The organism is Candidatus Pelagibacter sp. Uisw_127 (assembly GCF_047722515.1).
Taxonomy (GTDB): Bacteria; Pseudomonadota; Alphaproteobacteria; order Pelagibacterales; family Pelagibacteraceae; genus Pelagibacter.
This window is the reverse complement of sequence record NZ_CP159815.1, coordinates 177,336-203,532: the sequence shown is the minus strand read 5'-3', so window position 1 is coordinate 203,532 and position 26,197 is coordinate 177,336. Positions and strand designations below refer to the sequence as shown.

The following is a 26,197-nucleotide window of genomic DNA, read 5'->3' as shown; positions in this document are numbered from 1 at the left end:
TTGTTACTAATTATATTTAAATACAATATTAATTGATGAAAGCAAGATACATCGAAATGTTTAATTATTTATATAGAATTAATAAAGTAAAAAATGTATTATAATTTATGGAGTCTGTAACTATAATAGGACCTTGCTATAATGAATTTAACAATATTGATGAATTTTTATCTAGAACAATCAAAGTTCTAAAAAAACTAAACTTAGATTATAGAATTGTATTAATTGATGATGGCTCAGAAGATAATACATGGCTAAAAATTTTAGAGCATTCTAAAAGAAATGCCGAGATTAAAGGTATAAAATTTACAAGAAACTTTGGTCATCAATCAGCTATCCTAGCTGGTATAAATTTTTCTGATTCTAAGTATGTATTTTGTAGTGATGTTGACCTTCAAGATCCTCCTGAACTAATAGAACAGATGTTTGAAAAATTAACAAAAGAAAATTTAGATGTTGTTTTTGGTAAAAGAATTAAAAATACTGAAAATTTTTTTAAAAAATATTCATCAATTGTTTTTTATAAATTTTTTAATTTCCTTTCTAGCACAAAAATAAGTGAGCAAACGTCCGATTTTATACTCATGAAAAAAAAAGTTGTAGTAGAGTTAAAAAAAATTAAAGACAAAGATATTTTTTTAAGGGGATTAATTCCTTGGCTTGGGTTTAATATTGGTTATGTTGATTTTCATAGAGAAAAAAGAATAAAAGGTGGTACAGGTTGGTCTACCTTAAAAATGTTAGATTTTGCTCTAACCGCTATGTTATCATTTTCAAACTTTCCAATGCGTCTCTCATTTATTTTAAGTCTAATGTCAGTCATATCATTTATAATTTTATTTTTTTTTGCAATTTATTCTTATATTGTAAAAGATGTCGTTGAAGGATGGACAAGTTTATTTTTAATTATTTCTTTTTTTAATACAATAATCTTTCTAATTTTGGGTATCATGGGAGAATATGTTGGTAGAATATATTTAAATAGCAAAGAAAGACCTATCTATGTTGTGGATAAAACATCTCCTAATAATAACATTTGATAATTTCCCACTAAATAAAATAAAAAAAATTATTTATATAATAATTGTTGTTGGAATTATCATTCAATTACTCAATCTTTTTAACTTAATGATTATTTTAATGACTGTAATTTTCTTAAACAGTAAATTCCAATATTTCTAGCCCAGAAATATGCAAAGACATTATTTTACGATAAGATGATGAAACTTTAAAGGAAGCTTTTCAATGTGATTTTACATATTTTAAAATCAATTAAGATTTTAGATTTTTTTATTTTTATAACTATTTTAATTATCACATTTTTCTTTAATAAATAATTGTGGTACTTGTTAAATTTATCCTGTAAAATTATTATTAAATATATTTCAAAAAATAAAATGAGCCAAAATACTTCTGGATTTTATAAAATCTTCTCATACCCAATATTTTACTCTTTAACTCAAAAAATTATGTCTGGTGTGTCAACAAGAGCTTTATTGGTAAAAAATGTTATAAATAAAAATGCTAAAGTATTGGATATAGGGTGTGGTACAGCTAAAATAATAGAAAGTCTCCCACCACTAGTCGACTATTATGGATATGATATAAGTAAAAAATATATCAATTATGCTAAAAAAAAATACAAATCAAAAACAAATAATTTCTATTGTAAAAAATTTAATATCAAAGAAATAAATAAACTTCCTAAATTTGATTTTATATTATTATTTGGGATAATGCATCACTTGGACGATGAAGAATTGTACACAATTTTCCCTATATTAAAAAAGACTTTAAAAAAAAATGGAACACTCATAACGTGTGATCCAATCTTTAAGAAGAAACAAAATATTATTGCTAATTTCTTAGTTAAAAGTGATGTGGGAAATAATGTTAGATACAAAAGTGGTTATTTAAAATTATTAAAAAAGTATTTTAATAAAATTAATTCAAAGATACAAAACCAAGCTTTCATTCCGTATACTTGGTTTTCAACACAATGTAAAAAATGATTAATAGAATACCATTTAAGCAATGATAGAGTTCTTAAAAGCTAATAAAATTATTTTGATTATTTTTTTGGTGCGCCACATAGGATTCGAACCTATAACCCCCAGATTCGAAATCTGGTGCTCTATCCAGTTGAGCTAGCAGCGCATATAGTATTAATATTACATTTTATGGAAAAAAACATTAATTTAATAGTTGAGGCAGACGAGAATAATCTTAGACTTGATATATTCGTCAACAAAAGAGAGAAGATGATTAGCAGAACTAGAATTAAAAATCTAATTCTAAAAGAAAAATTAAAGTTAAATGATATAATTGTTAATAGTCCCTCAAAAAAAATAAGTGCTGGTGATAAAGTAGATCTTCAAATTCCAGAACCAAAAGAAGCTTCATTAAAACCTTACGATTTTAAATTGGTAATTGTCTATGAAGATGAAGACTTATTAGTAATTGACAAGCCAGCTGGAATAATCATGCATCCAGGAGCTGGTAATTATGATGAAACAATTGTTAATGCTTTAATGCATTATAATAAAGATTCATTATCTACAATTGGAGATGAGTTAAGACCTGGTATTGTACATAGAATAGACAAAGATACATCTGGATTAATAGTTATAGCTAAAAATAATATAACCCATGAAAACTTATCACATCAATTTAGTGAGCATACAATTACAAGAGTTTATCAACTTTTAATTTGGGGAAAACTTAGACCTTCCTCAGGAAAGATTGATACCTTCATAACTAGAAGTTCAAAAAATAGACAAATGATGGAGGTTAGTAGTTCTAAGGGTAAAAGGGCAATAACTAATTATAAAACTGTAGAAATTTTTGAAAATGATAAAACACCCACACTAAGTTTGGTTGAATGTAGATTGGAAACAGGAAGAACACATCAAATAAGAGTTCACATGACACATATGGGCAATAGCATTATGGGTGATGGTAAATATAAAAAGAAATACAAAAAACTTAAAAATATCGACACTAGTTTAGAAAATTTAATTTATAAATTGGATAGACAATTTCTTCACGCCCAAACACTGGGCTTTATTCATCCTAAAACTAATAAAGAGATGACTTTTACGTCAATTTTACCACTAGAACTTGAAAATATTTTAGAATTACTTAGAAATACTAGTAAATAAAGTCTTGAAATAATACTATAGTTAATTAAATACAACTTATGAGCACTAAAATAAACACTTATCTTCCTGCACTTTCAAATGAGGGCGGTCTATCCGCTTATCTTGAGCAAATTAAGAAGTTTCCTATGTTGGCAGCGGAAGAAGAATATATGCTAGCAAAGAATTGGAAAACAACTGGAAATGTTAAAGCTGCTGAAAAACTTGTAACCAGTCATCTTAGACTTGTTGCTAAAATTGCGATGGGTTATAGAGGATATGGCCTTCCAGTTAATGAAATGATTTCAGAAGGAAACGTAGGCTTAATGCAAGCAGTAAAGAAATTTGAACCTGAAAAAGGATTTAGATTAGCAACCTATGCAATGTGGTGGATTAGAGCTTCTATTCAAGAGTATATATTAAGATCTTGGAGTTTAGTTAAAATAGGAACAACAACTGCACAAAAAAAATTATTTTTTAATTTAAAAAAGATTAAAAATCAAATTGCTCCTCAGTCTGAAGGAGATTTAAGACCAGAACATGTAAATGAAATAGCCAATAAATTAGATGTTAGAGAACATGAAGTTGTTTCAATGAATAGAAGACTATCTGGTAAAGAATTTTCTTTAAATGCTCAAGTTGGTGAGGATGGTGATGAGTGGCAAGATTGGTTAGTTGATAAAGAACTAGATCATGATCTTAAATTTGCACATCAAGAAGAGATGGGACAAAGACAAAGCTTATTAAAAGATTCTATAAAAATTCTCAATGAAAGAGAAAGAGAGATTTTATATTCAAGGAGATTAAATGATGAGCCTACAACACTTGAGGATTTAAGTAAAAAATATAAAATTAGTAGAGAAAGAGTTAGACAAATAGAAAACAAAGCATTTGAAAAACTTCAAAAACACATGTTATTATCTGCCAAATCTAAAAATTTACTTCCCGTAAACTAAACCTCAAAGGGATTTTCTAAGAGAATAGTGTCCTCTCGTTCAGGACTTGTCGAAATACTTGAAACCTTTGTGCCTACAAATTTTTCTAAGGCATAAATATAGTTTTTTGCATTTTCAGGTAAATCCTTAATATTTTTAATCCCCTGAGTAGAACTTTTCCAGCCAGGAAAAGTTTTATAAATTGGCTTTATCTTTAGCTGATCTTCAACTGCTGCAGGAAGATAATCCATTTTTTTACCATCCAATTCATATTCAATACACATTTTAATTTCATCAAGTTCATCTAAAACATCTAATTTGGTTAATGCAATTCCATCTATTCCAGAAATTTTAATTGTTTGTCTAACTAAAACTCCATCAAACCAACCACATCTTCTTTTTCTACTTGTCACTGTTCCAAATTCTTTTCCTCTTGAGCCTAGTAACTCTCCTGTCTCATCAATTAATTCAGTAGGGAAAGGACCCTCTCCAACTCTAGTTGTATAGGCTTTAGTTATCCCAAGTACATAGTGAATAGAATTTGGCCCACATCCTGTTCCTGTGGCAGCAGCAGATGCAACGGTATTGGACGATGTAACAAAAGGATATGTACCATGATCAACATCTAATAAAATTCCTTGTGCACCCTCAAATAGTATTCTTTTTTTTTGTTTTTTAAATTCATCAATTCTAAGCCATACTGGTTGAGAAAACTTTAATATTTCTGGGGCAATTTTTAACAGATCTTCTTTTAATTTATTTTTTTCAAAAATTTTTTTACCTAATCCTTTTCTAATTGCATTATGATGAAGAAGTACAGTTTCAAGTCTATGATCAAGGTTTGTTTCAGATCTTAAATCCATAACTCGGATAGAGCGTCTTCCAACTTTATCTTCATAAGCAGGTCCAATTCCACGTCTTGTAGTTCCAATCTTTCCTTTACCTGCCGCATCTTCTCTTATTTCGTCCATTTCTCTATGAAATGGTAAAATAAGATTGGCAGATTCTGAAATAATAAAATTATCCACATTTACTTCGACACCTTTAGATTTAATTTCCTCAATTTCTTCTAATAGAGCCCAAGGATCAACCACAACCCCATTACCAATAATGGATATTTTATTTTTTCTAACAATTCCAGAGGGGAGTAGTCTTAGTTTATAAGTAACACCATCGATAACTAATGTGTGTCCAGCGTTATGACCACCTTGAAAACGAATAACAACATCTGCCTGATCTGATAACCAATCAACTATCTTTCCTTTTCCTTCGTCTCCCCATTGTGAACCAACAACAACTATATTTTTCATTATCTAAATTTTTTATTTATAACTATTGAACTTAAGTGATTTATAGGACCATGGCCTTTACCATAATTAAGGTTTGATCTTATGGAATTATTTACATACTTTGTGGCTAGCTCACAAGATTTCTTTAAGGTTTTTCCACATGCAAAAAAAGTAGAAATGGCAGATGACAGTGTACAACCAGTTCCATGTGTATTACTGGTTGTAATTCTTCTATTTTTTATGATCATAATTTCTTTTTTATTAACAAAGATATCATGTACTAATTTGGAGTCTAGATGACCACCTTTTATAAAAACATTTTTTGCTCCTAAGTTAATCAAGATACTTGCCGCAAAGATCATATCTTCTTTAGTTTTTATTTTAGTGCTAGTTAATATTTCAGCTTCTGGAATATTTGGTGTTATCAAACTAACTTTTTTAATTAATTCCTTTTTTAATAGCTCTACTGCTTTGTCATCTATTAGTTTAGCTCCACCCTTAGCAATCATAACAGGATCCAAGATTATTTTCTTAACTTTAATAAAATCTAATGAACGAATTACAGATTTTATCACCTGAGTAGAATGCAACATCCCAATTTTTATTGCATCAGGTTTAATATCTTTTGAAGTAAATTCTATTTGGTCAGAAATTTTTTTTGGTTCAATCGATACTATTGATTTGACACCCGTTGTATTCTGAATTGTTACAGCAGTTATTGCAGTCATTGCATATGAACCCAATGCAGTCACAGTTTTAATGTCTGCTTGAATGCCCGCACCTCCAGATGAGTCTGATCCTGCAATAATTAATATTTTAGATCTTGGTTTCAATTTATTTAATCTTTTTTAATATAATATTTAAACACTTTTGAAGTAATTTACCATTTTCACTTTCGCCCATTACTCTAATTTTAGATTCTGTTCCAGATGCTCTAACTAATATTCTTCCTTGTCCTTTCATTAATTTTTCAGCAGTTTTAATAGAATTTTTTATGTCAATATTGTTAATTATACTCTTATCTTTTACTTCAATATTTTCTAAAACTTGTGGGGTTTTTTTAAAAGTACTAAAAAAATTACTAGCTTTTTTTCCTTTTCTTAAAGAAAACAAAACTTCTAACGCAACTAACAACCCATCTCCTGTAGTTGCAAATTTACCCAAAATAATATGTCCTGATTGCTCACCACCTAAGTTAAAATTATTTTTTTGCATCTTTTCTTTTACATATCGATCACCAACATTTGCTCTTATAAATTTTATTTGTTGTGATTTAAAGAAATTTTCTAATCCGTAGTTCGACATTAATGTACCAACAACGCCACCTCTCAACATTTTTTTTCTTCTCCATCTAATTGCTAGTGCTGCAATTATTTGATCGCCATCAATTATACTACCTTTTTCGTCGCACATAATGATTCTATCAGCATCGCCATCAAGAGAAATTCCTATGTGTGCTTTATATTTTTTTACTGCTAGTTTAATTTTGTTTGGAAAAGTTGAGCCACAGTTTTGGTTAATATTTAAACCATTAGGTTTTATTCCAACGGCAATTACTTTAGCACCTAAAGATTTAAGTAATTCTGGTCCAGCCTTGTACCCAGCACCATTTGCACAATCAACAACTATTCTTAAACCTCTAAGGTTAAAATCCTTGGGAAAATTTTTTTTTAATATCTTAATGTAATCTTTATTTCCACTTTCTAATCTTTTGACTCGTCCTAATTCTTTTGGCCTTGATAAGTTATTTTCGATTTTTTTATCAATTAAACTTTCTATTTTTTTTTCTATTTTATCAGAAAGTTTTAATCCATCAGGACCAAATAACTTTAGTCCATTATCATAATATGGATTATGAGATGCAGTAATCATAATGCCCATATTTGCTTTCATTGATTTTGTTAGCATTGCCAGACCATTTGTTGGTAGAGGTCCCATTGTGTAAACGTGCATTCCAGCTGAGGTAAGTCCTGAAACTAAAGCCGGTTCTAAAGTATAACCAGATAATCTAGTGTCTTTGGCAATTATGGCTATTTGTTTGTTTTTTTTTTGAGTCTTGAAATATGTTCCTGATGCTAAACCAAATTTAAAAAACATATCTCCATTAATGTTTTTGCTATTTACTAAGCCTCTTATTCCATCGGTTCCAAAATATTTTTTTATCATTAACTTTTTATCAATTCTTTAAATACCTTAATACTTTGTTTTAATTCATTCACATCGTGAATTCTTAAAATTTGAACACCTTGCATCATTGAATATAATGACGAAGCAATTGTCCCTCCCAGTCTTTCCTTAGTATCATTTTTTCCAGATAAATCTTTTATAAATTTTTTTCTAGAAAGTCCAAGTAGTATAGGAAAACCTAGCGTATGAAAAATAGAAATACCCCTAATTAAATTCATATTATGTTTCAAATTTTTTCCAAAACCAATACCTGGATCAATTATAATATTATTATGTTTTATCCCTTTAGATCTTATAAATTTTATTTTTTGCTCAAAAAAATCATATATGTCTAGCAATTCATTTTTATATTTTGGATCGTTTTGCATATTTTCTGGGACACCCTGTGAATGCTGGATTACAAAAGGAGATTTATTTTTTTTTAATACATCAATTGTTTTAGGGTCATAACTTAATCCTGAGACATCATTAATTAGTTTAATTCCTATCTTAACTCCTTTGCTCATTATGTCTGCTTTTCGTGTATCAACTGATAGAGGAATTTTTTTACCTACCCTTCTTATAATTTTTTCAATTCTGTTCCATTCTTCTTTTTCACTTATTGATTTAGATCCTGGTCTTGTAGATTCTCCACCTACATCAACTATATCTGCGCCTAATTCAAATAAATTGAGTGCATGTTTTAACCCTAGTTTTTTTTTATTAAATTTACCACCATCAGAAAAACTATCTGGTGTTAGGTTAAGTATTCCCATTATATTTGGAATTTTTTTAAAATTTAAATTTGAAAAATTATTATTTTTTTTGATAATGATTTTAAGGTCTTGATTAATTTTTTTTCTTTGTGTTTTAGGTAATTTTTTTATATCCTTAAGATCAATTATCTTTTTTGAATCCCGCGCAATAATTTCTATTTGACTAAAAGAAAATTCTTTATTACCATTTAATGGAAGGTTATTTTTTTTTTTTACTAACTTTATCGAGGATTTGCCATAAGCAAAATTACACACCCTTGTGTAATACTTTTTCATTTTTTTTAATGAACAATTTTTGGCTTAAGACCCATTGAGCTTAAAGCTGAACCTTTATCTTCATCCTCAACTTTTAAATCTTCTTTATTGCTTGGGTATATATTTTTATTTATTAAATTTTCAATCTCATTACCTGAAAGAGTTTCATAAGTTAAAAGAGCTTTTGCCAACTTATGTAAGTCCTCAATTTTTTCGGTTAAAACTGTTCTTGCTCTTTCATAACCTTTATCTACAATTTTTCTAATTTCTGAGTCTACTTTTTTTGAAGTTTCTTCAGACATATTTTGAGTTCTTGCAACAGATCTACCCAAAAATACCTCTTCTTCATTCGAGCCATAAGCAACTGGTCCTAACTCTTTACTAAGGCCTGCTTGCATTACCATGGCTCTTGCTCTTTGTGTCGCCTGCTCAATATCACTAGATGCACCAGTTGTAACTTTATCCTCACCAAATATGATCTCTTCCGCTACTCTTCCACCCATAGCTATAGCTAATTGAGCATGAAGCTGTTCTCTTGTTTGAGATATTTGATCTCTCTCAGGTAGCTGCATAACCATCCCTAGGGCTCGACCTCTTGGAATAATTGTTGCTTTATGAATTGGGTGCGCAGCACTCTCATTAATAGTTACTATTGCATGGCCTGCCTCGTGGTAAGCAGTTAAAGTTTTTTCTTCCTCAGTCATAACCATAGATCTTCTTTCTGAACCCATCATTACTTTATCTCTAGCTTCTTCAAACTCAGGTAGAGTTACTATTCTTTTATTTTTTCTTGCAGCAAGTAATGCTGCTTCATTAACTATATTTGCTAAATCTGCTCCTGAAAAACCTGGAGTTCCTCTAGCTACTGTTCTTAAATTTACATCTGGTGCCATTTTTATTTTTTTAACATGCACCTTAAGTATTTTTTCTCTTCCAATTATATCTGGAAGTCCAACTACTACTTGTCTGTCAAATCTACCTGGTCGCAATAATGCCGGATCTAATACATCAGGTCTATTTGTGGCTGCAATAATTATCACCCCTTCGTTGGTTTCAAAACCATCCATTTCAACTAATAATTGGTTTAAGGTTTGTTCTCTTTCATCATTACCTCCTCCCAGACCGGCGCCCCTGCTTCTTCCAACAGCATCTATCTCGTCTATAAAAATAATACAGGGTGAATTTTTTTTACCTTGTTCAAACATATCTCTAACTCTTGATGCTCCAACGCCCACAAACATTTCAACAAAATCTGATCCTGATATAGTAAAGAACGGAACATCCGCCTCTCCAGCTATAGCTCTAGCAAGCAAAGTTTTACCTGTTCCTGGTTGACCAACTAACAAACATCCTCTTGGTATTTTTCCACCAAGTCTACTAAATTTTTTAGGGTCTTTTAAAAATTGAACAACCTCTTCTACTTCTTCTTTTGCTTCTTCTACTCCAGCAACATCATCAAATGTTACTTTTCCTTTTAATTGATTCATCAATTTAGCTTTCGATTTACCAAAGCCCATAGCACCACCTTTGCCACCTTGCATTTGTCTCATGAAGAAAATCCAAACAGCAATTAGTAGTAACATTGGAAACCATGATAATAGTACTCCAAATAAAGATGGCATTTTATCCTCTAAAGGGGCTGCTGAAATACTCACACCTTTACTGGATAATTTTTCGATTAAGTTTGGATAATTTGGAGAGTATGTAGAAAAAGAATTTCCATTAGCAAGAAGTCCTCTTATGTTATTTCCTTGTATATCTACCTTTACAACTCCACCATTATCAACTTCAGTTAAAAACTCTGAGAATATTATTGAATTACTTTTACCAACATTAGCTTGGGGATTTTTAAACATATTATATAGACCAACTGTTAAAAAGACAATTACAGCCCACATTGCTAAGTTTTTCATATTCATAGATGTAAGATAATAATTATTATAAATTAAACAAGTGTCAAATTGTTACAAAATTTAGACTTTATGTAAGCTTTCTTGAGATATTAATATAGTTTCATTAATTCTTTCAATAAAACAGCCCCCCAAAGTAACCTTAGTAAAGGATTTTTTATTAACTCCTTTAATTAATTCATTAATACTTTTTCCCCTAACAGGATAATATTTTCCCCCAAGCTTTTGAATTAATTTTGTTAATGACCTAAAAATTATTTCATGCGACTGATCAAAAAAATTATAACTCAAAATGTAAGTATTTTTTCTTTTTAAAAACACTACATTTTTTTTTAAATTTCTATCTACATAAAATTTAATTGACCTATCTGAGTCTTTTAAATTATTAATAGTTAACTTAAGTTTTTTTATATCTAAACCTTCTTTTTCAAGCGAGTACAGTAAGTTTCTAATTCTAGTTCTTTTATAATCTTCGTTTATATTTGATGGGTCTTTAACAAAAAAACTGAACACTTCGTTAGAAATATAAAGTAAATCTTTTTTTTCTAAATTTAGTAATGGTCTTATGATATTTAAATTTTGGTCTCTATATTTTGTATTTTTACTAAATGAAATTAATCCATTTAATCCACTACCTCTAGCTATTCTAATTAAGAAGTTTTCAAATAAATCATTGAGATGGTGCCCTAATAATAAATATTTGATATTATTTTTTTTACACTCACTTGCTAATAAAGAATATCTCTTATCTCTAGCTGTAGCTTGAATATTTTTAGAAGGTTTTTTCCCATTCCAATTTAAAATTATACATTGAATATCAATTTTTTTTAAAATTTTTTTTACCGTTTCTGCTTCCAGTGAAGCTTCTTTCCTAAGCATGTGATTAACTAGGTAATATTTAACTTTTATTTTATTTTTTAGTGAATAGCATTTAGTTAAGTAAGCTAATGCCAAACTATCTGGTCCTCCTGAAACAGCTACTGCTAAATCTTCTTTTATTTTTAATGAAGTTGAAAATTCATTATAAATTTTAGATATTTTTTTTTGATTTAGTTGGCTAAGAATTTTTTTATGTTTTTTGCTTTGAGCACTCAAATTTTTTAGATTCATACTTTGCTTTTTGAAGCACAGATTGATTGGCTTTAGGGTACTGTTTTTCAACTCCCACAATCATTTTACAACCTTGCTCTTTCTCTCCTATCTGAACCATTGATACACCAAGTTTTAATAAATTTATAGGAGCCTTCTCACCTTTTGGATATTTTTGGTATCCCTCAAGATAAGCAGTAGCCGCATCAGTATAAAGCTGTCTAATTCTAAACGTTTCAGCATACCAATACTGAGCGTTACCAGCCAGTTCATGTTTTGAATTGGTTATTACAAACTCTCTAAAAGCTCTCTCTGCTGTACTGTAATCACCCACTTTCAAAAAACTAGTTGCGAATTCATATTGTTTCTCTGGGGTATCACTAGGTAGTATATTTTGTTCAGCTTCAAATTTTTCAGTTACTATTGTAGAGGTGGTTTTTACTGATTGTATTTTTTGAGTAGTTTCATTAGTTTCTGTATCTTTATATGAAATTGAACCTAAGTCTTGTGGTTGTGAAGATCCTGGTAAATTTTTTTCTAATTGTTTTTTTGAAGTAGAAGTTAATTTCTGACTAGATTCACCAGAGGATAAGGAGTTTTCGATATCTTGAAATCTTAATTGATTATCAGATTGAACTTTAGAAAGTCTATTGGATAATTTATCTATTTTAAAATTTATTTCTTCGAATTTGTTAGTAAGTTCTTGAAATTGACTCTCTACCTCTGATAACTTTAATAAGTGTCTTGTCAAAACATCTTCTGAATTATTATCAAAACTTTTTTGACTATTTGAATTTTCTGTATTAATTGACCCAGAGTAAACCGCTTTTTCTAGTATCTTTAAATCTTTTTGAATTAGTTCTAAAACTTCATTCAAATTATGATTATCTGCAAATACAACGTTAGATAAAAAAATAAATACAAACGTCAGTTTTAATTGAAGCAATTTTTTATAATTAAACATGATAAGTTGAGTAGTAATTATAATGATGGCAAAAAAAAGACCCTGGTACTTATACTTAAGTGCTAGGGTCTTTTATAAATTTATTTAACTAGTTAGCTTTAACTGTAACTGATCTTCTATTTTTAGACCATGATAAAGGGTTAGAACCTGAATCTACAGGCTTTTCTTTACCATAACTTAATACGGATATTCTGTCTGAAGAAATTCCATAAGTCATTAAATAGTCTTTCGCTGAATTAGCTCTTCTTTCACCTAATGCTAAGTTGTACTCTCTTGTACCTCTTTCATCAGCATGACCTTCTAATACAACGCTAATAGCTGAATTTTTTCTTAACCACGTAGCTTGTTTTCTTAAAGTTTCTCTTGAAGCAGTTGTGAGAACTGTTTCATTAGTTGCGAAGAAAACTCTGTCAGGAACACCTGAAGCTAAATACTCAACTGAGTCTGTCCCAGTATAAACATCACCTTGTAATTGCCCTGTTGTTTTTTTTTGTGTTGCACATGCGGTTAAAACTAAACATGCTATCAACACTAAAATTCCATTTTTTAAAGTTTTATATAGGTTCATAATTGCTCCTTAAATCTTATTTGTGTTACTTACTTTTTCACAAGTAATTAGATGTTTCAAGTTAAAAAATCAAGTATTTTAACACTTAATTACTTAATAATGATGACCATGATGGGTCAGACGCATCAGTTTCTGTCTCAACCATTTTTTCATTATATCCAGTTAAATCAATAGACCATAATTTAGCTGAAAACCCTTCTCCTTTAGCATTAGTTTTCGTCTCTCTATAAAAAATTAACACTCTTCCATTTGGGGACCAAGACGGTGCTTCTTGATAAAAATTCTCAGTTAATAATCTTTCACCTGTTCCATCAGTTCTCATAACCCCAATATAAAACTTTCCTTTATGTAGTTTTGTAAATGCAATTAAATCACCTCTTGGGGACCATACTGGTGTTCCATACAAGCCATTTCCAAATGAAATTCTTTTAACGTTTTTTCCATTGCTGTTCATGACGTAAATTTGTTGGTAGCCACTTCTATCAGAATTAAAAGTAATATATTTTCCATCAGGAGAATAAGAGGGAGATGTATCAATTGAAGGGTGATTAGAAATTCTCTCAACAATCCTATTTTCAAGATCCATTGTATATATGTCTGAATTTCCATCTTTAGCAAAACTCATTATAATTTTTTTACCATTGGGAGAAAATCTTGGAGCAAATGTCATACCTGGAAAGTCTCCAACAACTTCTTGCATTCCAGTTTCAATATCAAGTAAATAAACTCTAGGTAAATTTCTAAAATATGAAAGGTATGTAACCATTTGATTGGTTGGACTAAACCTTGGTGTTAAAACTAACTCATTACCAAGGGTTAAAAATTTATTATTAAATCCATCCTGATCCATAATTGCTAATTTTTTTATTCTATTAGTTTTTGGACCCTCTTCAGAAATATAAATTATTCTCGTATCAAAATAACCTTTTTCACCAGTTAAACGTTCATAAACCTTATCTGTTATTATGTGTCCTACTCTTCTCCAATTACTTGGCACAGTTGTAAAGGCTAATGCCATTATTTCTTTTCCAGCTAAAACATCCCACAATCTAAATTCTACTCTTAATTTTTCGTCTACAAAAGTAACCTTACCTGTTACTAAAGCTTGAGCTTTTATTAAATTCCAGTCTTCGAACCTTGGTTTTAAATTTGCGATTTCTGGCTCTTGAAGAAACGCTTCTTTATCAAGAGGATTAAATAAGCCAGATTGTCTTAGGTTATTTTCGACAATGGCAGATATTTCCAATCCAAGATTTTCTTTTTTTAAGACTTTTTTAAAATTATCTTTTGAATTTTTGTCTATAGCTAAAGGGGAAACGGCAACAGGTAAGGGATTTAAATTTCCCCTAGTAATATCAACTTCGATTAAAGCAAAGGCTTTAATGGGTAATAAAATTAACAATATAAATAAATACCTAAATAACATTTTATCCTTCTAACATTTCTCTTGCATCAAAGTTTAATTGCATATTCTTCCATCTCTCATAACCTACACTAGGCACCCTAAGTGGTTGACAAAGTTTTATAGCTCTTAATGCACTTTCAGCTAATACTTTATAAAATCCTTGTCCAGGCCTATTCATTCTAGCATGATCAAGAATCTCAGTCCTTATAATAGAACCATCTGGTTTTAATTGTAACTTAATTCTGACCAATAAATCTTCGTTAAACGGCAACCCTAGAGGAATACTCCAGCATCCAAAAATTTGGGCTTTTAGGGCATCTTCTTCACTTAAGGTTAATCCACCAAAATCCATTTCTTTATCTTGATCTTGAGTAATTTTATCTAGTTTTTTGTTTGTTTCGGCACTCTCAGTCTTGGATTTATCAATTAATGCTGCAATGCTATTACTATCAAATAGTTCTTTTTTTTCAAATTCTGAAATTTGTTTAATGTCTGTCTCTACTTTTTCAGGATTTTGTTTTTCATCTTTAATTTTTTTAATTTTTTCTATTTTTTCATCAGGTAATGGAACAGCATCAGGTTTTTGTTTTTTTATTTTTTTTGGTGGTGCTTGCTCAGAAACTAGTTTTTTTTCTTTTTCTTTAACTTTTTCTATTATTTTTTTTGCCTTAGGTGCAAAAGGAATGTTAGTTTTATCTGTAATTTGAATTAGCTCAACCGATATAATTGGCGGTAGATCAATTGGTTTTTTGGCAAGAAATGGTAAGCTCATAGCTGTAATGATGACGAGCAAAGTATGGAGCCCAAAAGAAATAAAAACATTTCTATTCACTTTAATTACCTCTCTTTATATGGCTCAGAAATTAATGCTACTTTAGTAAAGCCAGAACCAGATAGCATTCCCATTATTTCTAAAACTCTACCATAGTTTATTGATTTGTCTCCTCGAACATAAATTCTAGTATCTGTTCTATTTTTAGATACGGCTAAAATTTTTGCTATTATTTTATCATACTCAACTTTAGACTCTTGAATAAATATTTCACCTTTTGAGTTAATAGATAAAGTTAATGGTTCTAATTCTTCAGGCAATGAATCTGCAGAGCTTTCAGGTAAATCAACTTGTATTCCAACTGTTAATAATGGTGCTGTTACCATAAAAATAATTAATAATACCAACATTACGTCTACAAAAGGTGTGACATTAATTTCACTCATAGGTTCTTTAGATGAACGGTTGAGTTTAAAAGCCATTTTATATTATTGATAAAAATCTTTTAGAAAAGTTTTCTAATTTTTTTGAATATTTTTTAGAGTCGTTATTATACTTATTATAAGCAACAACTGCTGGGATTGCAGCTAATAGACCTAGTGCGGTTGCAAATAAAGCTTCTGCTATTCCAGGTGCTACAATAGCCAAGCTTGTATTTCTTGAAATTGCAATCGATTGAAATGAATTCATTATTCCCCATACTGTTCCAAATAAACCTATAAATGGAGCAGTAGATCCAACTGTTGCCAAAAATGTAAACCCCCTTTCAAGTAATACTATTTGTTTTTCAATATTGACCTCAAGCACACTGGTCATTCTTTCGCTGAGATTGGATTTATTTTTTGCCTTTAATAAAGTTTGCATTGAGTCTTTAAACAATAAAGCCATAGGATTATCTAAGTTTACTGGTAGACTATTGTAGAAAGTTTCTGCTGATTTTGATTTCCAAAATTTTTCCTCAAACTCTTCTGATTCTAGATTAATTTTTTTAAATAATCTAAATTTTTCAATGATTATTGCCCATGAATAAATAGAACAGCCAATCAACATAAGTATTACAGTTTTTACAATAAAATCTGCTCTTATAAACAGGCTCCATAAAGAAAAATCTGTATTTGATGCGAGTCCTACTGCTTGAGATGTAATATCAGCTTCCATAATTAAGATTTCACACTTAAATGTGTCATGAATTTGACCTTATCAAAATTAATTTACTCTTCTAGTTTATAGGTTTCATAATAAAAACTAGCAATCAAGATTGCATCAGCTTTATTTGAGTCTTTTTTTCTTAATAATTGTGATGAAAAATAAGGAAATACTTCTATTGCTTTAGTTCTACTGGCGTCTTTTTCAGAATTTATAAGATTAAAATATTTTTTCCATTTTGCCGGTCTTACAAAATACATTGGTAATTGCATCGCAGAACATATCCCTTTTAAAATTCCAAAAGATTGACCAAAATTAAACATGCTGGTTACACCTTGTCCAGGCATGGCTGAAACTTGCTCTATTACAACTTTAATTTCCTCTTTTTTTAGGCTCTTAATTCTTAAGGAAATTTCATGATAAATTTGTGCTCCATTAACTTGTTTCTTGTTTTTTTTACCTTCTGCCATATTTGGCATTTCCACTACATCAATTATTTTTCCATCTTCAAAAAAACAAATAGAACCTGTGATGCCTGGATCGATACCAATTATAAGCATTAGTTGTTTCCAAAATTTATGTTTGAATAAACACTTTGAACATCGTCATCGTCTTCTAGTGCCTCTAAAAATTCTATTGCCACATCTGCTCTATCTTTTGCAACATTGGCACTATTTAGTGGAACCCATTCAATTTCAGTAGAGATAAAATTTGCAATTATTTTTTCTAAATTTTTTTTTACATTATAAATTTCATTCATTACACATTGAATCTCATGATAATTATCATGAGAAATACATTCATCAGCTCCCGATTCAATTGCTAACTCAAAAATTTTTTCTTCTGATATTTCTTTTTTGTCGATTTTAATGATCCCCAGTTGATTAAAATTATGTGAAGCCGAACCTTGTGTACCTAAATTTCCACCACTTTTTACAAATATAGACCTAACATTGGAAGCTGTTCTATTTTTATTATCTGTTAATGCCTCTACGATCACAGCTATTTTATCTGGACCAAACCCTTCATATCTCAAATTTTCATAATTAGTTTCAGAACTAGTAGATGATTTAGCGATAGCTCTTTCAATATTATCTTTTGGCATGTTGGCTGACTTTGCAGCTTGAATTGCAGATCTAAGCCTTGGATTCATATCTGGGTCTTTGTCACCTAATTTTGCAGCTACACTAATTTCTTTTGATAATTTAGAAAATACTTTAGACCTTTGTTTATCGGCCTTACCTTTGGAATGTTTTATACTTGCCCACTTCGAATGACCTGACATAATAATTAATGAGAATTTTTTAATTCTCCTCCATATATAAAATTTTCTACATTTTTTGCTAATCCTGTTTCTATATCACATTCAATAATCACACCACACAAACTAGCCTCTCCAATTGCTGGAAAATGTTTGGTGGATTTTTTTTTTAAAAATCTATTAATTGAGTTATCTTTATTCATTCCAATAACTGAGTCGTAGTCTCCACACATTCCTGCATCTGTCTGATAGGCCGTACCCGCTTTTAATACCCTTGTATCATTTGTTGGAATATGTGTGTGAGTGCCAACAACTAATGTTGCCTTCCCATCAAAAAAATGTCCCATAGCTACCTTTTCACTTGTTATTTCTCCATGAAAATCAACTAATAGAAAATCATAATCTTCTTTTAGCTTATATTTTTTTAAAAATTTTTCAGCAGCTTCAAATACATCCTCACATTTTTTCATGAAGACATTTCCCATCAAATTAAGCACACCAACTTTCATACCATTTTTAGATGTAAATATTCCAAATCCCTTTCCAGGAGATGGTTCATACAAATTTTTAGGTCTGAGAAGTCTGTTTTCTTTTTCAATATGAGACATTGTTTCTTTTTGATCCCACACATGATTACCTGTTGTAACCACATCTACTCCACAATTAAAAAAATCTTTACATATTTCTTCTGTAATGCCCACACCTGAATCAGCTGCATTTTCCCCATTAACAACTACGAAGTCAATTTTTTTATGTTTTATTTGTGTAAGTAAATTATTCAAGACCATCGATCGTCCTGAAATACCAACTACATCACCTAAAAAAAGTATTTTCATTTTACAATATATTTATTTGTTACGATATAATCTAATTTTTGATCATATACATTAATTGGAACTTTATCTATTTCCTGAATCGAAAGAGCCAAGCCTATCTTTATAATATTTTTTTTTTTTGATAATTTTTTTATTAATCGATCGTAATATCCACCACCGTATCCAAGTCTGTTTAAATTTTTATCAAATGCCACCAAAGGAACTAATAAAATATCTGGGTAAATTATATTTTTGGTTTCTGGCTCAGGTATTCCATATTTGTTTACTTTTAATATTTCAGAAAATGACCATTTATAAAAATCCATTTGAAAATTTTTCTTAATCACAGGTAAAGAAATTTTAAATTTATTTTTTTCGAATTTTTTTAATAATAACAAATCATCTATTTCAAAGTTTACTGGATAATATCCACCTATAATTTTTTTATTAATTTTTTCTTTTTTAAGAATTTTTATTATTTCATTAAAATCAATTTGAATATTTTTTTTATTAATCTTTTCTCTGGACTTAAGAATTTTTTTTCTTAATTTAAATTTTAACACAAATTTACTGGACTGGATTTTCTAAATTTGCTTTTTCTACAAAATTTTCAATTTCATCTGCTGCTGATTCGATTATTTTCTCATAATCCTCCTTGTTCTTTTCTATTTCTTTTTTAAAATCTTCATAATCTTGGGACAATTGCTTCATCTCTTCTTCTTTTTTGTCTCTGTAGTCATAAATCAAAGATTTTAATTCTTTAAATTTATTTGATAGATTTTTTAACTCATTTTTTTTCTGTTCTACTTTTTTTTTAGTTTCAAAATATTCATCCATTATTTGAACTGAAGTAATTAATAAAAGTTTACTCTCTCCTATATTTCCTAGGTCATTCTTTAAATTACTGAATTTTTGATTAATATGAGTTAACAATTCTTCTAAATGTTCCTCTTGTCCATCATCACAAGATAAGAGAAAATCTTTACCATTAAATTTAATATTTACATTTGCCATTTGTCAATTTCTTCCAATAAGGTATCCGTTTCTTGATTTAATTCATCTATTTTTTCTGAAAATTCTGTTTCTTTTTTTTGTTCCTCTATTTTTTGTTGATTAATATCCTCTAATTTTTGATTAAGTGCTTTGTATTCACTTTCTAAATTTTGATACTTTTCTTCTATTTGTTTTTTTTCAATTTCCAATTGATTTTTTTGAATGCTTAGGTTTTCTAGATTGGTCTTTAACGTTGGGTTTTGTAAATCCAAACTCTTCAATCTATTAAGAGCAAAACTCAGTTTTTTTTCTTTTTCACTGTCTGTTTTCATATATATATATTTATATTATTAAATTGAGTCTACTAAGTCTAGATAGGATATTTTTGAACAAACTACATAAAGATTTATCAAACGCAATAAGGTTTTTGTCAATAGATGCTGTACAAAAAGCAAATTCGGGGCATCCCGGAATGCCAATGGGAATGGCAGATGTAGCAACGGTTTTATTTAGAGATTTTCTTAAATTTAATCCAAAAAATCCGAACTGGTTAAATAGAGATAGATTTGTTTTATCCGCAGGTCATGGGTCCATGCTTCTTTACTCTTTATTGCATTTAACTGGTTACAAAAGTATCTCTTTAAACAATATTAAAAATTTTCGACAATTAAAATCTATTTGTGCGGGACACCCTGAGTATCACCCTGGTACTGGAATTGAAACTACGACGGGTCCACTTGGACAGGGTATTGCTAATTCAGTTGGATTTGCTATTGCAGAAGAAATTTTAAAGAAAAAATTAGGTAAAGAAATAATAAACCATAAAACTTATGTTTTGGCTGGAGATGGATGCTTAATGGAGGGGATTAGTCATGAGGCAATGAGTTTAGCTGGGCATTTAAAGTTAAAAAACTTAGTAATGCTTTTTGACAACAATTCAATATCAATAGATGGACCAACTAGCTTAGCAGTTTCAGATAATTTCAAAAAGAGATTTGAAAGTTATGGCTGGGATTACATTCTAATTAATGGTCATAATGAAAAAGAGATTTTTAAAGCATTAAAAAAAGTTCAAAATGCAAAAAGACCAACTGTCATTTCATGTAAAACAAAAATTGGTTATGGTTCACCCAATAAGTCAGGCAAAGCCTCTTCACACGGAAGTCCTATTGGTGCAGATGAGATTAAACTAGTTCGAAAAGTACTAGATTGGAAACATAAACCTTTTGAAATTCCTAAAAATATTTTAAATGAATGGAAAAAAATTGGTAACAAAGGTGCAAAACTTGAGTCTGCATGGGGTAAAATTTATAAAGGGAAAAAACAATTAGTAGATAGAGTTTTCAAAAATAATTTCTTTAAGACTTTAAAATCTGAGAAACAAAACTCTATTAGTGAAAATAAAACTTTAGCTTCACGTAAAGCTTCAGAGTTAACTCTAAATGCACTTACTAAAGAAAATAATACATTAATTGGTGGTTCGGCAGACTTGGCTGGATCTAATAACACTAAAACAAAATATCACAATGTCATTAAACCTTCTAATTTTAATGGTGATTATATTCACTATGGCGTTCGTGAACACGCAATGTCAGGAATAATGAATGGGCTTGCACTTCATAGTAAATTTATTCCATATGGGGGTACTTTTTTAATATTTTCTGATTATTGTAAACCTTCAATTCGTTTGTCTGCCTTGATGCAACAACGTGTTATTTATGTAATGACTCATGACTCAATTGGTTTGGGTGAAGATGGGCCAACGCACCAACCAATAGAACAATTGTCTGGATTAAGATCTATTCCAAATTTAAATGTTTTTAGACCAGCTGACAGAATGGAAACTATTGAATGCTGGGAATTAGCATTAAAAAATTCAAAAACTCCAAGTGTGTTATCTTTAACTAGACAAAATCTTGAACCTATTAGAAAAAAATATTCAAACATAAATAAATGTTCTTTAGGTGCTTACGAGGTTTTAAGAACTAATAAAAAAATTAATTTGACAATATTTGCTAGTGGTTCTGAGGTTAATTTAGCAATTGAGACTAGCCATAAATTAGCCAAAGATAGGGTATATTCTAAAGTTGTATCAGTACCATGCCAAGATATTTTTGATTTGCAGTCAAAATCATATAAGAAAAAAATTCTTGATGAAGCCAAATTTAAAATATCTATTGAAGCTGCTTCAACAGATTGTTGGAAAAAATATATTGGAACTCAGGGTTTGGCTTTTGGAATAGATACATTTGGTAAAAGCGCACCATACAAAGAAATTTATAAATATTTTGGATTAACAGTTCAAAATATTTCACAAAAAACTAAGAAACTAATAAAGAGTTAAATATGGCAATAAAAGTTGGTATCAATGGAATGGGAAGAATTGGTAGAATGGTAATTAGAGCTATCATTGAAAGCCAAAACAAAAACATAGAAATCAAACACATCAATAACCGATCAAATTCTGAAGTGAGTTGTTCTTTAATTAAATACGATTCTATTCATGGTAAATTTAATGCAGATTTAAATTATGATGAAAAACATTTAATTATTAATAATAATAAAATAACATTTTCACAAGAATCTAATATTGAAGATATCAATTGGAAAAAATTTGATGTTGATTATGTTTTTGAATGTACTGGAAAATTCAACTCAAAAGAAAAATTATTAGCTCATATAAAAAATGGGGCTAAAAAAGTTATAGTTTCTGCTCCATGCAAAAATGCAGATAAGACAATTGTCTATGGAGTAAATGAAAATATTTTGACAAAAGACGATCAAATTATTTCTGCAGCCTCTTGTACAACTAACTGTCTTGCGCCTGTTGCTAATATCTTAAATGAAACTTTTGAAATTGAAAAAGGATTTATGACAACTATTCACGCTTTCACTAGTGATCAAAGAATTCTAGACAATTCCCATAAAGATCCTAGAAGAGCAAGATCTGCCAGTCAATCTATTGTACCAACCTCTACAGGTGCTTCAAAAGCAATTGGTGAAATTATACCTTCATTAAAAGGAAAACTTGAAGGCATTGCAATGAGAGTACCAACCCCTAATGTTTCACTTATAGAACTAGTTTTTTGTACAAAAAAAGAGATTAGTAAAGAAACAATTAATGAGGCGTTTACTATCGCCTCTAAAGAACAATCAAAAAAAGTTTTAGAAATTACGCTAGAAAAATTAGTTTCAATTGACTTCAATCACAATTCAGCTTCAGCAATTGTTGATTTATCCTTAACTAATGTGGTTGGTAAAAATATGGGAAAAATTTCGGCGTGGTATGATAATGAATGGGGTTTTTCAAATAGGATGTGTGACATAGCAGAACATCTTCATCAAATCTCATAATGAGAAGCATTAAAGACGAGGCTAATCTTAATCAAAAAAAAGTATTACTTAGGTTGGATTTAAATGTTCCATTAGATAATGGAAAAATTACTGACACTACTCGAATAGATAAAATTTTACCTACTATTGATTTTTTATTAAAAAGTGAAGCAAAAATTATAATATTATCTCATGTGGGTAGACCCAAAGGCAAAGTTGTAAATGAACTATCCCTTAAACCAATATGTGAAGACCTAAAAAATAAACTAAACGAAAATATAAGATTAATTTCAAAAAATATAAAAGATATTAAATCTGCTGATTTATTTAATGAACATGATGAAAAAATTGTAATACTTGAAAATCTTAGATTTTATGAAGAAGAAGAAAGAAATGATAATGGTTTTGCAAAACATTTAGCAAGTCTGGCTGATATTTATGTTAATGATGCTTTCTCATGTTCACATAGGGCTCATGCCTCAATTTTTGAAATCACTAAATTTATTCCTTCGTATGCTGGCCTTCAATTAAATTTGGAAATTGATGCTCTCACTAAAATTACATCTGAAATTCAAAGACCGATAACGTGCATTATAGGAGGGTCTAAAATATCATCTAAAATCAATATCATTAAAAACTTAATACTTAAATTTGATAATATTATAATAGTTGGTGGGATGGCTAATAATATACTCAAATATAAAGAGTATGAAATTGGAAAATCCATTCAAGAGAGTAATTGTGACCAAATTATTGAAGAAATATTTTCTCTATCAAAAAAAGAAAGTTGTAAAATAATTTACCCTGAAGACGTTACAGTAGGGAAAGATTTAAATGGATCATCTGAAATAAAAGAACTGAATAATATTTCTAAAGATGAATTAATTTTAGATATTGGCCCTAAAACAATTAAGGCTATTAATCTATTAATTGAAGAAAGTAGTACTATTTTATGGAATGGGCCCGCTGGTTATTTTGAAAATCCAAATTTTGCCAAAGGAAGTATTGAGATAGCAAAAAAAATTATTGAAAAAAATAAGAATAATACAATTTACTCAGTTGCAGGTGGTGGTGATACCGTTTCCCTTTTAAATAGTATTGAGGCAACTGACAGCTTTAATTTTGTTTCAACTGCGGGTGGAGCTTTTTTAGAATACCTTGAAGGAAAAGAACTTCCTGGTATAAAGGCTCTTAATTAACATGTCAGAACTTAATAAAATTGCATTAAAAATACTATCTAATGGTAAGGGAATTCTTGCTGCTGATGAAAGCACCGGAACTATGACTAAAAGATTAGAGTCAGTTAATGTACCGTCTAGCCCAGAAAATAGACTTCTATTCAGAGAAACTCTTTTCACTGCAAGTGGGATGAAAGATTTTATTGGTGGTGTTATTTTATATGATGAAACAATTAACCAAACTTCTAACTCGAAGCAGACTATTCCAGAATTAATTTCTAAGTCTGGAGCAGTTCCTGGAATTAAAGTTGACACAGGTGCAAAACTTCTAGCAGGATCAACTGAAGAAAAAATCACAGAAGGCTTAGATGGTTTAAGAGAAAGACTACAAGCATACTACAAGCTTGGTGCAAGATTTACAAAATGGAGAGGTGTTTATAATATTTCAGATAAATATCCAAGCAAACTATCAATTCAGTCTAATGCTCATGCGTTAGCAAGATATTCTGCATTAGTACAAGAATGTAGAATGGTTCCAATTGTAGAGCCTGAGGTTTTAATGGATGGAGATCATTCTGCTGAAACTTGTCTTAACAAAACCTCTGAAGTTATCAAAAAATGTTTTGAAGAATTAATAATCCATAAAATTGATTTAAGCGGAATAATTTTAAAACCTAATATGATTTTAGCAGGAACTGCTTCTAATAAAAAAATATCAAATGAAGAGGTTGCAAAACTTACCTTGAGGTGTTTAAAAGAGAACGTACCTTCAGATGTACCAGGAATTGCTTTTTTATCCGGCGGTCAAAAAGAAGTAGAGGCAACTGAAAATTTAAACTTGATTAATAAACATAATGATACAAATTTTATTATGACCTACTCATATGGTAGAGCTTTGCAGCAAAGTGCCATTAAATTTTGGTCAAAAGATATTAAGAATATTGAGGGTACTCAAAAAATCTTCAACCATAGAGCTCATATGTGTACACTTGCAGCTCAAGGAAAATGGTCAGCAGATCTTGAGACATAATGAAACAAATAACAAATTTGTTTATTTAATTTCTCCAAATAAAATAAAAGAAGAAAGTTTTTATAATAATTTAGCTCTTATATTAAACTCAGGAAAAATAAGCTTCTTTCAGTTAAGACTTAAAAAAGAAACAAACTCAAATAAATTAATTATTGGAAGAAAAATCAAGAGAATTTGCAAGAAATACAAAGTTAAATTTTTAATCAATGATGATCCTCAACTTGCTAAAAAACTTAATGCAGACGGTTGTCATTTAGGCCAAAAAGACATGGATTTGATAAAAGCCAGAAAAATATTAAAGAACAAAATTATTGGCATTACTTGTCATAATTCCATTAATTTAGCAAAGAGTGCTATTGAAGCTGGTGCTGATTATTTAGCTTTAGGAGCATTTTATGCTTCTAAAACTAAGATGGTTAAATATAGAGCGACTTTGCCAATGTTGAAATCTGTTAAAAAAATAACATCCTTACCAATTGTGGCTATTGGTGGCATAAAGCTTAATAATTATAAAAAACTTTTATTGAATAAAGCTAACTTTTTAGCTATTTCAGGCTACATTTGGAATAATAAAAAATACAAACCATTAGAAGCTATTAAAAAATTAAAATGAAATTATATGCAAGTGAAATTAGAGTTGGAATGTTAATTGAGTACAAAAATGATCTTTGGCAAGTTTTAAAAACACAACACGTTAAGCCTGGCAAAGGTGGTGCTTTTGCACAAGTTGAAATGAAAAGTGTCAATAAAAATACAAAATTAAATGAAAGATTCAGGTCAAGTGAATCTGTAGAAAAAGCATCACTAGATGAAACAAAATTTAACTATCTTTATGATGATGAAACAGATTATCATTTTATAAATCCTAAATCTTATGAACAAATTAATATTAAGAAAGAGATTATTGGTGACAAAGGTAAAATGCTAACAGAAAACTTAGAAGTAAGCATAAGCTTTTACAACGAAGAACCATTAATGGTAGAGCTACCTAATCAAGTTACATGTGTAGTTGAAACAACTGATGTAGCACTTAAGGGTCAAACTGTTTCCTCTTCTTATAAACCAGCAACTTTAGACAATGGAATAAATATTCAAGTACCTCCCTTTATTGATAATGGAGATAAAATCATAGTTGATACAAGGACTATAGAATATATTAAAAAGATATAAATCCC

General features: G+C 29.5%; 28 protein-coding genes and 1 tRNA gene. 10 read left to right on the top strand and 19 right to left on the bottom strand.

Going from position 1 to position 26,197, the window contains the following annotated elements; genetic code table 11:
• The first annotated feature begins 107 nt into the window (after nucleotides 1-107).
• Complete coding sequence (locus ABXT65_RS01070) at nucleotides 108-1,040, top strand: glycosyltransferase family 2 protein (RefSeq protein ID WP_415323653.1); 933 nt, start codon at nucleotides 108-110, stop codon at nucleotides 1,038-1,040.
• 357 nt (nucleotides 1,041-1,397) lie between these two features.
• Nucleotides 1,398-2,012 (top strand): class I SAM-dependent methyltransferase, encoded by a 615-nt coding sequence (locus ABXT65_RS01065; protein WP_415323652.1) that lies wholly within the window; start codon nucleotides 1,398-1,400, stop codon nucleotides 2,010-2,012.
• 68 nt (nucleotides 2,013-2,080) lie between these two features.
• Here ABXT65_RS01065 and ABXT65_RS01060 read toward each other — a convergent pair.
• A tRNA-Arg gene (locus tag ABXT65_RS01060) sits at nucleotides 2,081-2,157 on the bottom strand.
• A gap of 23 nt (nucleotides 2,158-2,180) precedes the next feature.
• Here ABXT65_RS01060 and ABXT65_RS01055 point away from each other — a divergent pair.
• Together ABXT65_RS01055 and rpoH are read left to right on the top strand one after the other, a co-directional pair.
• Complete coding sequence (locus tag ABXT65_RS01055; protein ID WP_415323651.1) at nucleotides 2,181-3,161, top strand: RluA family pseudouridine synthase; 981 nt, start codon at nucleotides 2,181-2,183, stop codon at nucleotides 3,159-3,161.
• Nucleotides 3,162-3,199: 38 nt separating this feature from the next.
• Nucleotides 3,200-4,093, top strand: a complete 894-nt coding sequence (gene rpoH / locus ABXT65_RS01050) for an RNA polymerase sigma factor RpoH (protein ID WP_415323650.1) — start codon at nucleotides 3,200-3,202, stop codon at nucleotides 4,091-4,093.
• On the opposite strand, the gene ABXT65_RS01045 is transcribed toward rpoH, so the two are convergent.
• The 18 genes from ABXT65_RS01045 to ABXT65_RS00960 all read right to left on the bottom strand — a co-directional run bounded on the left by ABXT65_RS01045 (nucleotide 4,090) and on the right by ABXT65_RS00960 (nucleotide 19,813).
• Complete coding sequence (locus ABXT65_RS01045; protein ID WP_415323649.1) at nucleotides 4,090-5,382, bottom strand: adenylosuccinate synthase; 1,293 nt, start codon at nucleotides 5,380-5,382, stop codon at nucleotides 4,090-4,092. The genes rpoH and ABXT65_RS01045 overlap by 4 nt on opposite strands.
• Nucleotides 5,382-6,194: a bifunctional hydroxymethylpyrimidine kinase/phosphomethylpyrimidine kinase gene (gene thiD / locus ABXT65_RS01040; protein ID WP_415323648.1), complete on the bottom strand. Its 813-nt coding sequence runs from the start codon at nucleotides 6,192-6,194 to the stop codon at nucleotides 5,382-5,384. Before thiD ends, ABXT65_RS01045 begins: the two co-directional genes overlap by 1 nt.
• A 1-nt stretch (nucleotide 6,195) precedes the next feature.
• Nucleotides 6,196-7,527 (bottom strand): phosphoglucosamine mutase, encoded by a 1,332-nt coding sequence (glmM, locus tag ABXT65_RS01035; protein WP_415323647.1) that lies wholly within the window; start codon nucleotides 7,525-7,527, stop codon nucleotides 6,196-6,198.
• Nucleotides 7,527-8,579 carry a dihydropteroate synthase gene (gene folP / locus ABXT65_RS01030; RefSeq protein WP_415323646.1) on the bottom strand — a complete coding sequence of 351 codons (1,053 nt, stop codon included), beginning with the start codon at nucleotides 8,577-8,579 and terminating at the stop codon, nucleotides 7,527-7,529. The genes glmM and folP overlap by 1 nt, the downstream gene beginning before the upstream one ends.
• Nucleotides 8,580-8,584: 5 nt before the next feature.
• Entirely contained in the window at nucleotides 8,585-10,471 is a 1,887-nt protein-coding gene (gene ftsH / locus ABXT65_RS01025; RefSeq protein ID WP_415323645.1) for an ATP-dependent zinc metalloprotease FtsH, read from the bottom strand.
• A 60-nt stretch (nucleotides 10,472-10,531) separates the two neighbouring features.
• Entirely contained in the window at nucleotides 10,532-11,578 is a 1,047-nt protein-coding gene (tilS, locus tag ABXT65_RS01020) for a tRNA lysidine(34) synthetase TilS (RefSeq protein ID WP_415323644.1), read from the bottom strand.
• Nucleotides 11,538-12,521 carry a tol-pal system protein YbgF gene (gene ybgF, locus ABXT65_RS01015; protein ID WP_415323643.1) on the bottom strand — a complete coding sequence of 328 codons (984 nt, stop codon included), beginning with the start codon at nucleotides 12,519-12,521 and terminating at the stop codon, nucleotides 11,538-11,540. The genes tilS and ybgF overlap by 41 nt, the downstream gene beginning before the upstream one ends.
• A gap of 88 nt (nucleotides 12,522-12,609) precedes the next feature.
• On the bottom strand, nucleotides 12,610-13,089 hold the full coding sequence (pal, locus tag ABXT65_RS01010; protein WP_415323642.1) for a peptidoglycan-associated lipoprotein Pal: 480 nt from the start codon (nucleotides 13,087-13,089) through the stop codon (nucleotides 12,610-12,612).
• Nucleotides 13,090-13,174: 85 nt separating this feature from the next.
• Nucleotides 13,175-14,515, bottom strand: coding sequence for a Tol-Pal system beta propeller repeat protein TolB (gene tolB / locus ABXT65_RS01005; protein ID WP_415323641.1), 1,341 nt, complete (start codon nucleotides 14,513-14,515; stop codon nucleotides 13,175-13,177).
• 1 nt (nucleotide 14,516) lies between these two features.
• The gene (locus ABXT65_RS01000) at nucleotides 14,517-15,326 is read right to left on the bottom strand and encodes a cell envelope biogenesis protein TolA (protein WP_415323640.1); all 810 of its coding nucleotides are present in this window, start codon (nucleotides 15,324-15,326) and stop codon (nucleotides 14,517-14,519) included.
• Nucleotides 15,327-15,331: 5 nt separating this feature from the next.
• Nucleotides 15,332-15,748, bottom strand: coding sequence for a protein TolR (tolR, locus tag ABXT65_RS00995; RefSeq protein ID WP_168606651.1), 417 nt, complete (start codon nucleotides 15,746-15,748; stop codon nucleotides 15,332-15,334).
• 1 nt (nucleotide 15,749) lies between these two features.
• Entirely contained in the window at nucleotides 15,750-16,424 is a 675-nt protein-coding gene (gene tolQ, locus ABXT65_RS00990) for a protein TolQ (RefSeq protein WP_415323639.1), read from the bottom strand.
• A 53-nt stretch (nucleotides 16,425-16,477) separates the two neighbouring features.
• Nucleotides 16,478-16,972, bottom strand: coding sequence for a crossover junction endodeoxyribonuclease (locus tag ABXT65_RS00985; RefSeq protein WP_415323638.1), 495 nt, complete (start codon nucleotides 16,970-16,972; stop codon nucleotides 16,478-16,480).
• Nucleotides 16,972-17,697, bottom strand: coding sequence for a YebC/PmpR family DNA-binding transcriptional regulator (locus tag ABXT65_RS00980; RefSeq protein ID WP_415323637.1), 726 nt, complete (start codon nucleotides 17,695-17,697; stop codon nucleotides 16,972-16,974). Before ABXT65_RS00980 ends, ABXT65_RS00985 begins: the two co-directional genes overlap by 1 nt.
• A 5-nt stretch (nucleotides 17,698-17,702) precedes the next feature.
• Nucleotides 17,703-18,509, bottom strand: coding sequence for a TIGR00282 family metallophosphoesterase (locus ABXT65_RS00975; RefSeq protein WP_415323636.1), 807 nt, complete (start codon nucleotides 18,507-18,509; stop codon nucleotides 17,703-17,705).
• Nucleotides 18,506-19,051, bottom strand: a complete 546-nt coding sequence (locus ABXT65_RS00970) for a 5-formyltetrahydrofolate cyclo-ligase (RefSeq protein WP_415323635.1) — start codon at nucleotides 19,049-19,051, stop codon at nucleotides 18,506-18,508. The genes ABXT65_RS00975 and ABXT65_RS00970 overlap by 4 nt, the downstream gene beginning before the upstream one ends.
• 4 nt (nucleotides 19,052-19,055) lie before the next feature.
• Nucleotides 19,056-19,502 carry a cell division protein ZapA gene (gene zapA / locus ABXT65_RS00965; RefSeq protein ID WP_415323634.1) on the bottom strand — a complete coding sequence of 149 codons (447 nt, stop codon included), beginning with the start codon at nucleotides 19,500-19,502 and terminating at the stop codon, nucleotides 19,056-19,058.
• Nucleotides 19,490-19,813 carry a 5-formyltetrahydrofolate cyclo-ligase gene (locus ABXT65_RS00960; RefSeq protein ID WP_415323633.1) on the bottom strand — a complete coding sequence of 108 codons (324 nt, stop codon included), beginning with the start codon at nucleotides 19,811-19,813 and terminating at the stop codon, nucleotides 19,490-19,492. The genes zapA and ABXT65_RS00960 overlap by 13 nt, the downstream gene beginning before the upstream one ends.
• A gap of 53 nt (nucleotides 19,814-19,866) precedes the next feature.
• On the opposite strand from ABXT65_RS00960, the gene tkt reads away from it, so the two are divergent.
• From tkt to efp, 6 genes are read left to right on the top strand one after another with little or no spacing between them, the layout of a single operon-like run.
• Nucleotides 19,867-21,825, top strand: coding sequence for a transketolase (gene tkt, locus ABXT65_RS00955; RefSeq protein ID WP_415323632.1), 1,959 nt, complete (start codon nucleotides 19,867-19,869; stop codon nucleotides 21,823-21,825).
• A gap of 2 nt (nucleotides 21,826-21,827) precedes the next feature.
• On the top strand, nucleotides 21,828-22,835 hold the full coding sequence (gene gap / locus ABXT65_RS00950; protein WP_415323631.1) for a type I glyceraldehyde-3-phosphate dehydrogenase: 1,008 nt from the start codon (nucleotides 21,828-21,830) through the stop codon (nucleotides 22,833-22,835).
• Nucleotides 22,835-24,013 carry a phosphoglycerate kinase gene (locus tag ABXT65_RS00945; protein WP_415323630.1) on the top strand — a complete coding sequence of 393 codons (1,179 nt, stop codon included), beginning with the start codon at nucleotides 22,835-22,837 and terminating at the stop codon, nucleotides 24,011-24,013. Before gap ends, ABXT65_RS00945 begins: the two co-directional genes overlap by 1 nt.
• 1 nt (nucleotide 24,014) lies before the next feature.
• Complete coding sequence (locus ABXT65_RS00940; protein ID WP_415323629.1) at nucleotides 24,015-25,022, top strand: class I fructose-bisphosphate aldolase; 1,008 nt, start codon at nucleotides 24,015-24,017, stop codon at nucleotides 25,020-25,022.
• Nucleotides 25,012-25,635, top strand: coding sequence for a thiamine phosphate synthase (thiE, locus tag ABXT65_RS00935; RefSeq protein WP_415323628.1), 624 nt, complete (start codon nucleotides 25,012-25,014; stop codon nucleotides 25,633-25,635). Before ABXT65_RS00940 ends, thiE begins: the two co-directional genes overlap by 11 nt.
• Nucleotides 25,632-26,192: an elongation factor P gene (gene efp / locus ABXT65_RS00930; protein WP_415323627.1), complete on the top strand. Its 561-nt coding sequence runs from the start codon at nucleotides 25,632-25,634 to the stop codon at nucleotides 26,190-26,192. Before thiE ends, efp begins: the two co-directional genes overlap by 4 nt.
• The last annotated feature ends 5 nt before the right edge of the window (nucleotides 26,193-26,197 follow it).

Bases quoted from the DNA above. Each gene is read 5' to 3' on its own strand.
- gap (WP_415323631.1), top strand. From the start codon at position 21,828: ATGGCAATAAAAGTTGGTATCAATGGAATGGGAAGAATTGGTAGAATG.
- tolB (WP_415323641.1), bottom strand. From the start codon at position 14,515: ATGTTATTTAGGTATTTATTTATATTGTTAATTTTATTACCCATTAAA.
- ABXT65_RS00985 (WP_415323638.1), bottom strand. From the start codon at position 16,972: ATGCTTATAATTGGTATCGATCCAGGCATCACAGGTTCTATTTGTTTT.
- ABXT65_RS00940 (WP_415323629.1), top strand. From the start codon at position 24,015: ATGTCAGAACTTAATAAAATTGCATTAAAAATACTATCTAATGGTAAG.
- pal (WP_415323642.1), bottom strand. From the start codon at position 13,089: ATGAACCTATATAAAACTTTAAAAAATGGAATTTTAGTGTTGATAGCA.
- ftsH (WP_415323645.1), bottom strand. From the start codon at position 10,471: ATGAAAAACTTAGCAATGTGGGCTGTAATTGTCTTTTTAACAGTTGGT.
- ABXT65_RS01055 (WP_415323651.1), top strand. From the start codon at position 2,181: ATGGAAAAAAACATTAATTTAATAGTTGAGGCAGACGAGAATAATCTT.
- tolQ (WP_415323639.1), bottom strand. From the start codon at position 16,424: ATGGAAGCTGATATTACATCTCAAGCAGTAGGACTCGCATCAAATACA.
- efp (WP_415323627.1), top strand. From the start codon at position 25,632: ATGAAATTATATGCAAGTGAAATTAGAGTTGGAATGTTAATTGAGTAC.
- ABXT65_RS01070 (WP_415323653.1), top strand. From the start codon at position 108: ATGGAGTCTGTAACTATAATAGGACCTTGCTATAATGAATTTAACAAT.
- ABXT65_RS00980 (WP_415323637.1), bottom strand. From the start codon at position 17,697: ATGTCAGGTCATTCGAAGTGGGCAAGTATAAAACATTCCAAAGGTAAG.
- ABXT65_RS01065 (WP_415323652.1), top strand. From the start codon at position 1,398: ATGAGCCAAAATACTTCTGGATTTTATAAAATCTTCTCATACCCAATA.
- rpoH (WP_415323650.1), top strand. From the start codon at position 3,200: ATGAGCACTAAAATAAACACTTATCTTCCTGCACTTTCAAATGAGGGC.
- folP (WP_415323646.1), bottom strand. From the start codon at position 8,579: ATGAAAAAGTATTACACAAGGGTGTGTAATTTTGCTTATGGCAAATCC.
- zapA (WP_415323634.1), bottom strand. From the start codon at position 19,502: ATGGCAAATGTAAATATTAAATTTAATGGTAAAGATTTTCTCTTATCT.
- ABXT65_RS00945 (WP_415323630.1), top strand. From the start codon at position 22,835: ATGAGAAGCATTAAAGACGAGGCTAATCTTAATCAAAAAAAAGTATTA.
- tolR (WP_168606651.1), bottom strand. From the start codon at position 15,748: ATGGCTTTTAAACTCAACCGTTCATCTAAAGAACCTATGAGTGAAATT.
- ybgF (WP_415323643.1), bottom strand. From the start codon at position 12,521: ATGTTTAATTATAAAAAATTGCTTCAATTAAAACTGACGTTTGTATTT.
- ABXT65_RS00960 (WP_415323633.1), bottom strand. From the start codon at position 19,813: ATGAAAACAGACAGTGAAAAAGAAAAAAAACTGAGTTTTGCTCTTAAT.
- glmM (WP_415323647.1), bottom strand. From the start codon at position 7,527: ATGATAAAAAAATATTTTGGAACCGATGGAATAAGAGGCTTAGTAAAT.
- ABXT65_RS00975 (WP_415323636.1), bottom strand. From the start codon at position 18,509: ATGAAAATACTTTTTTTAGGTGATGTAGTTGGTATTTCAGGACGATCG.
- tilS (WP_415323644.1), bottom strand. From the start codon at position 11,578: ATGAATCTAAAAAATTTGAGTGCTCAAAGCAAAAAACATAAAAAAATT.
- ABXT65_RS01045 (WP_415323649.1), bottom strand. From the start codon at position 5,382: ATGAAAAATATAGTTGTTGTTGGTTCACAATGGGGAGACGAAGGAAAA.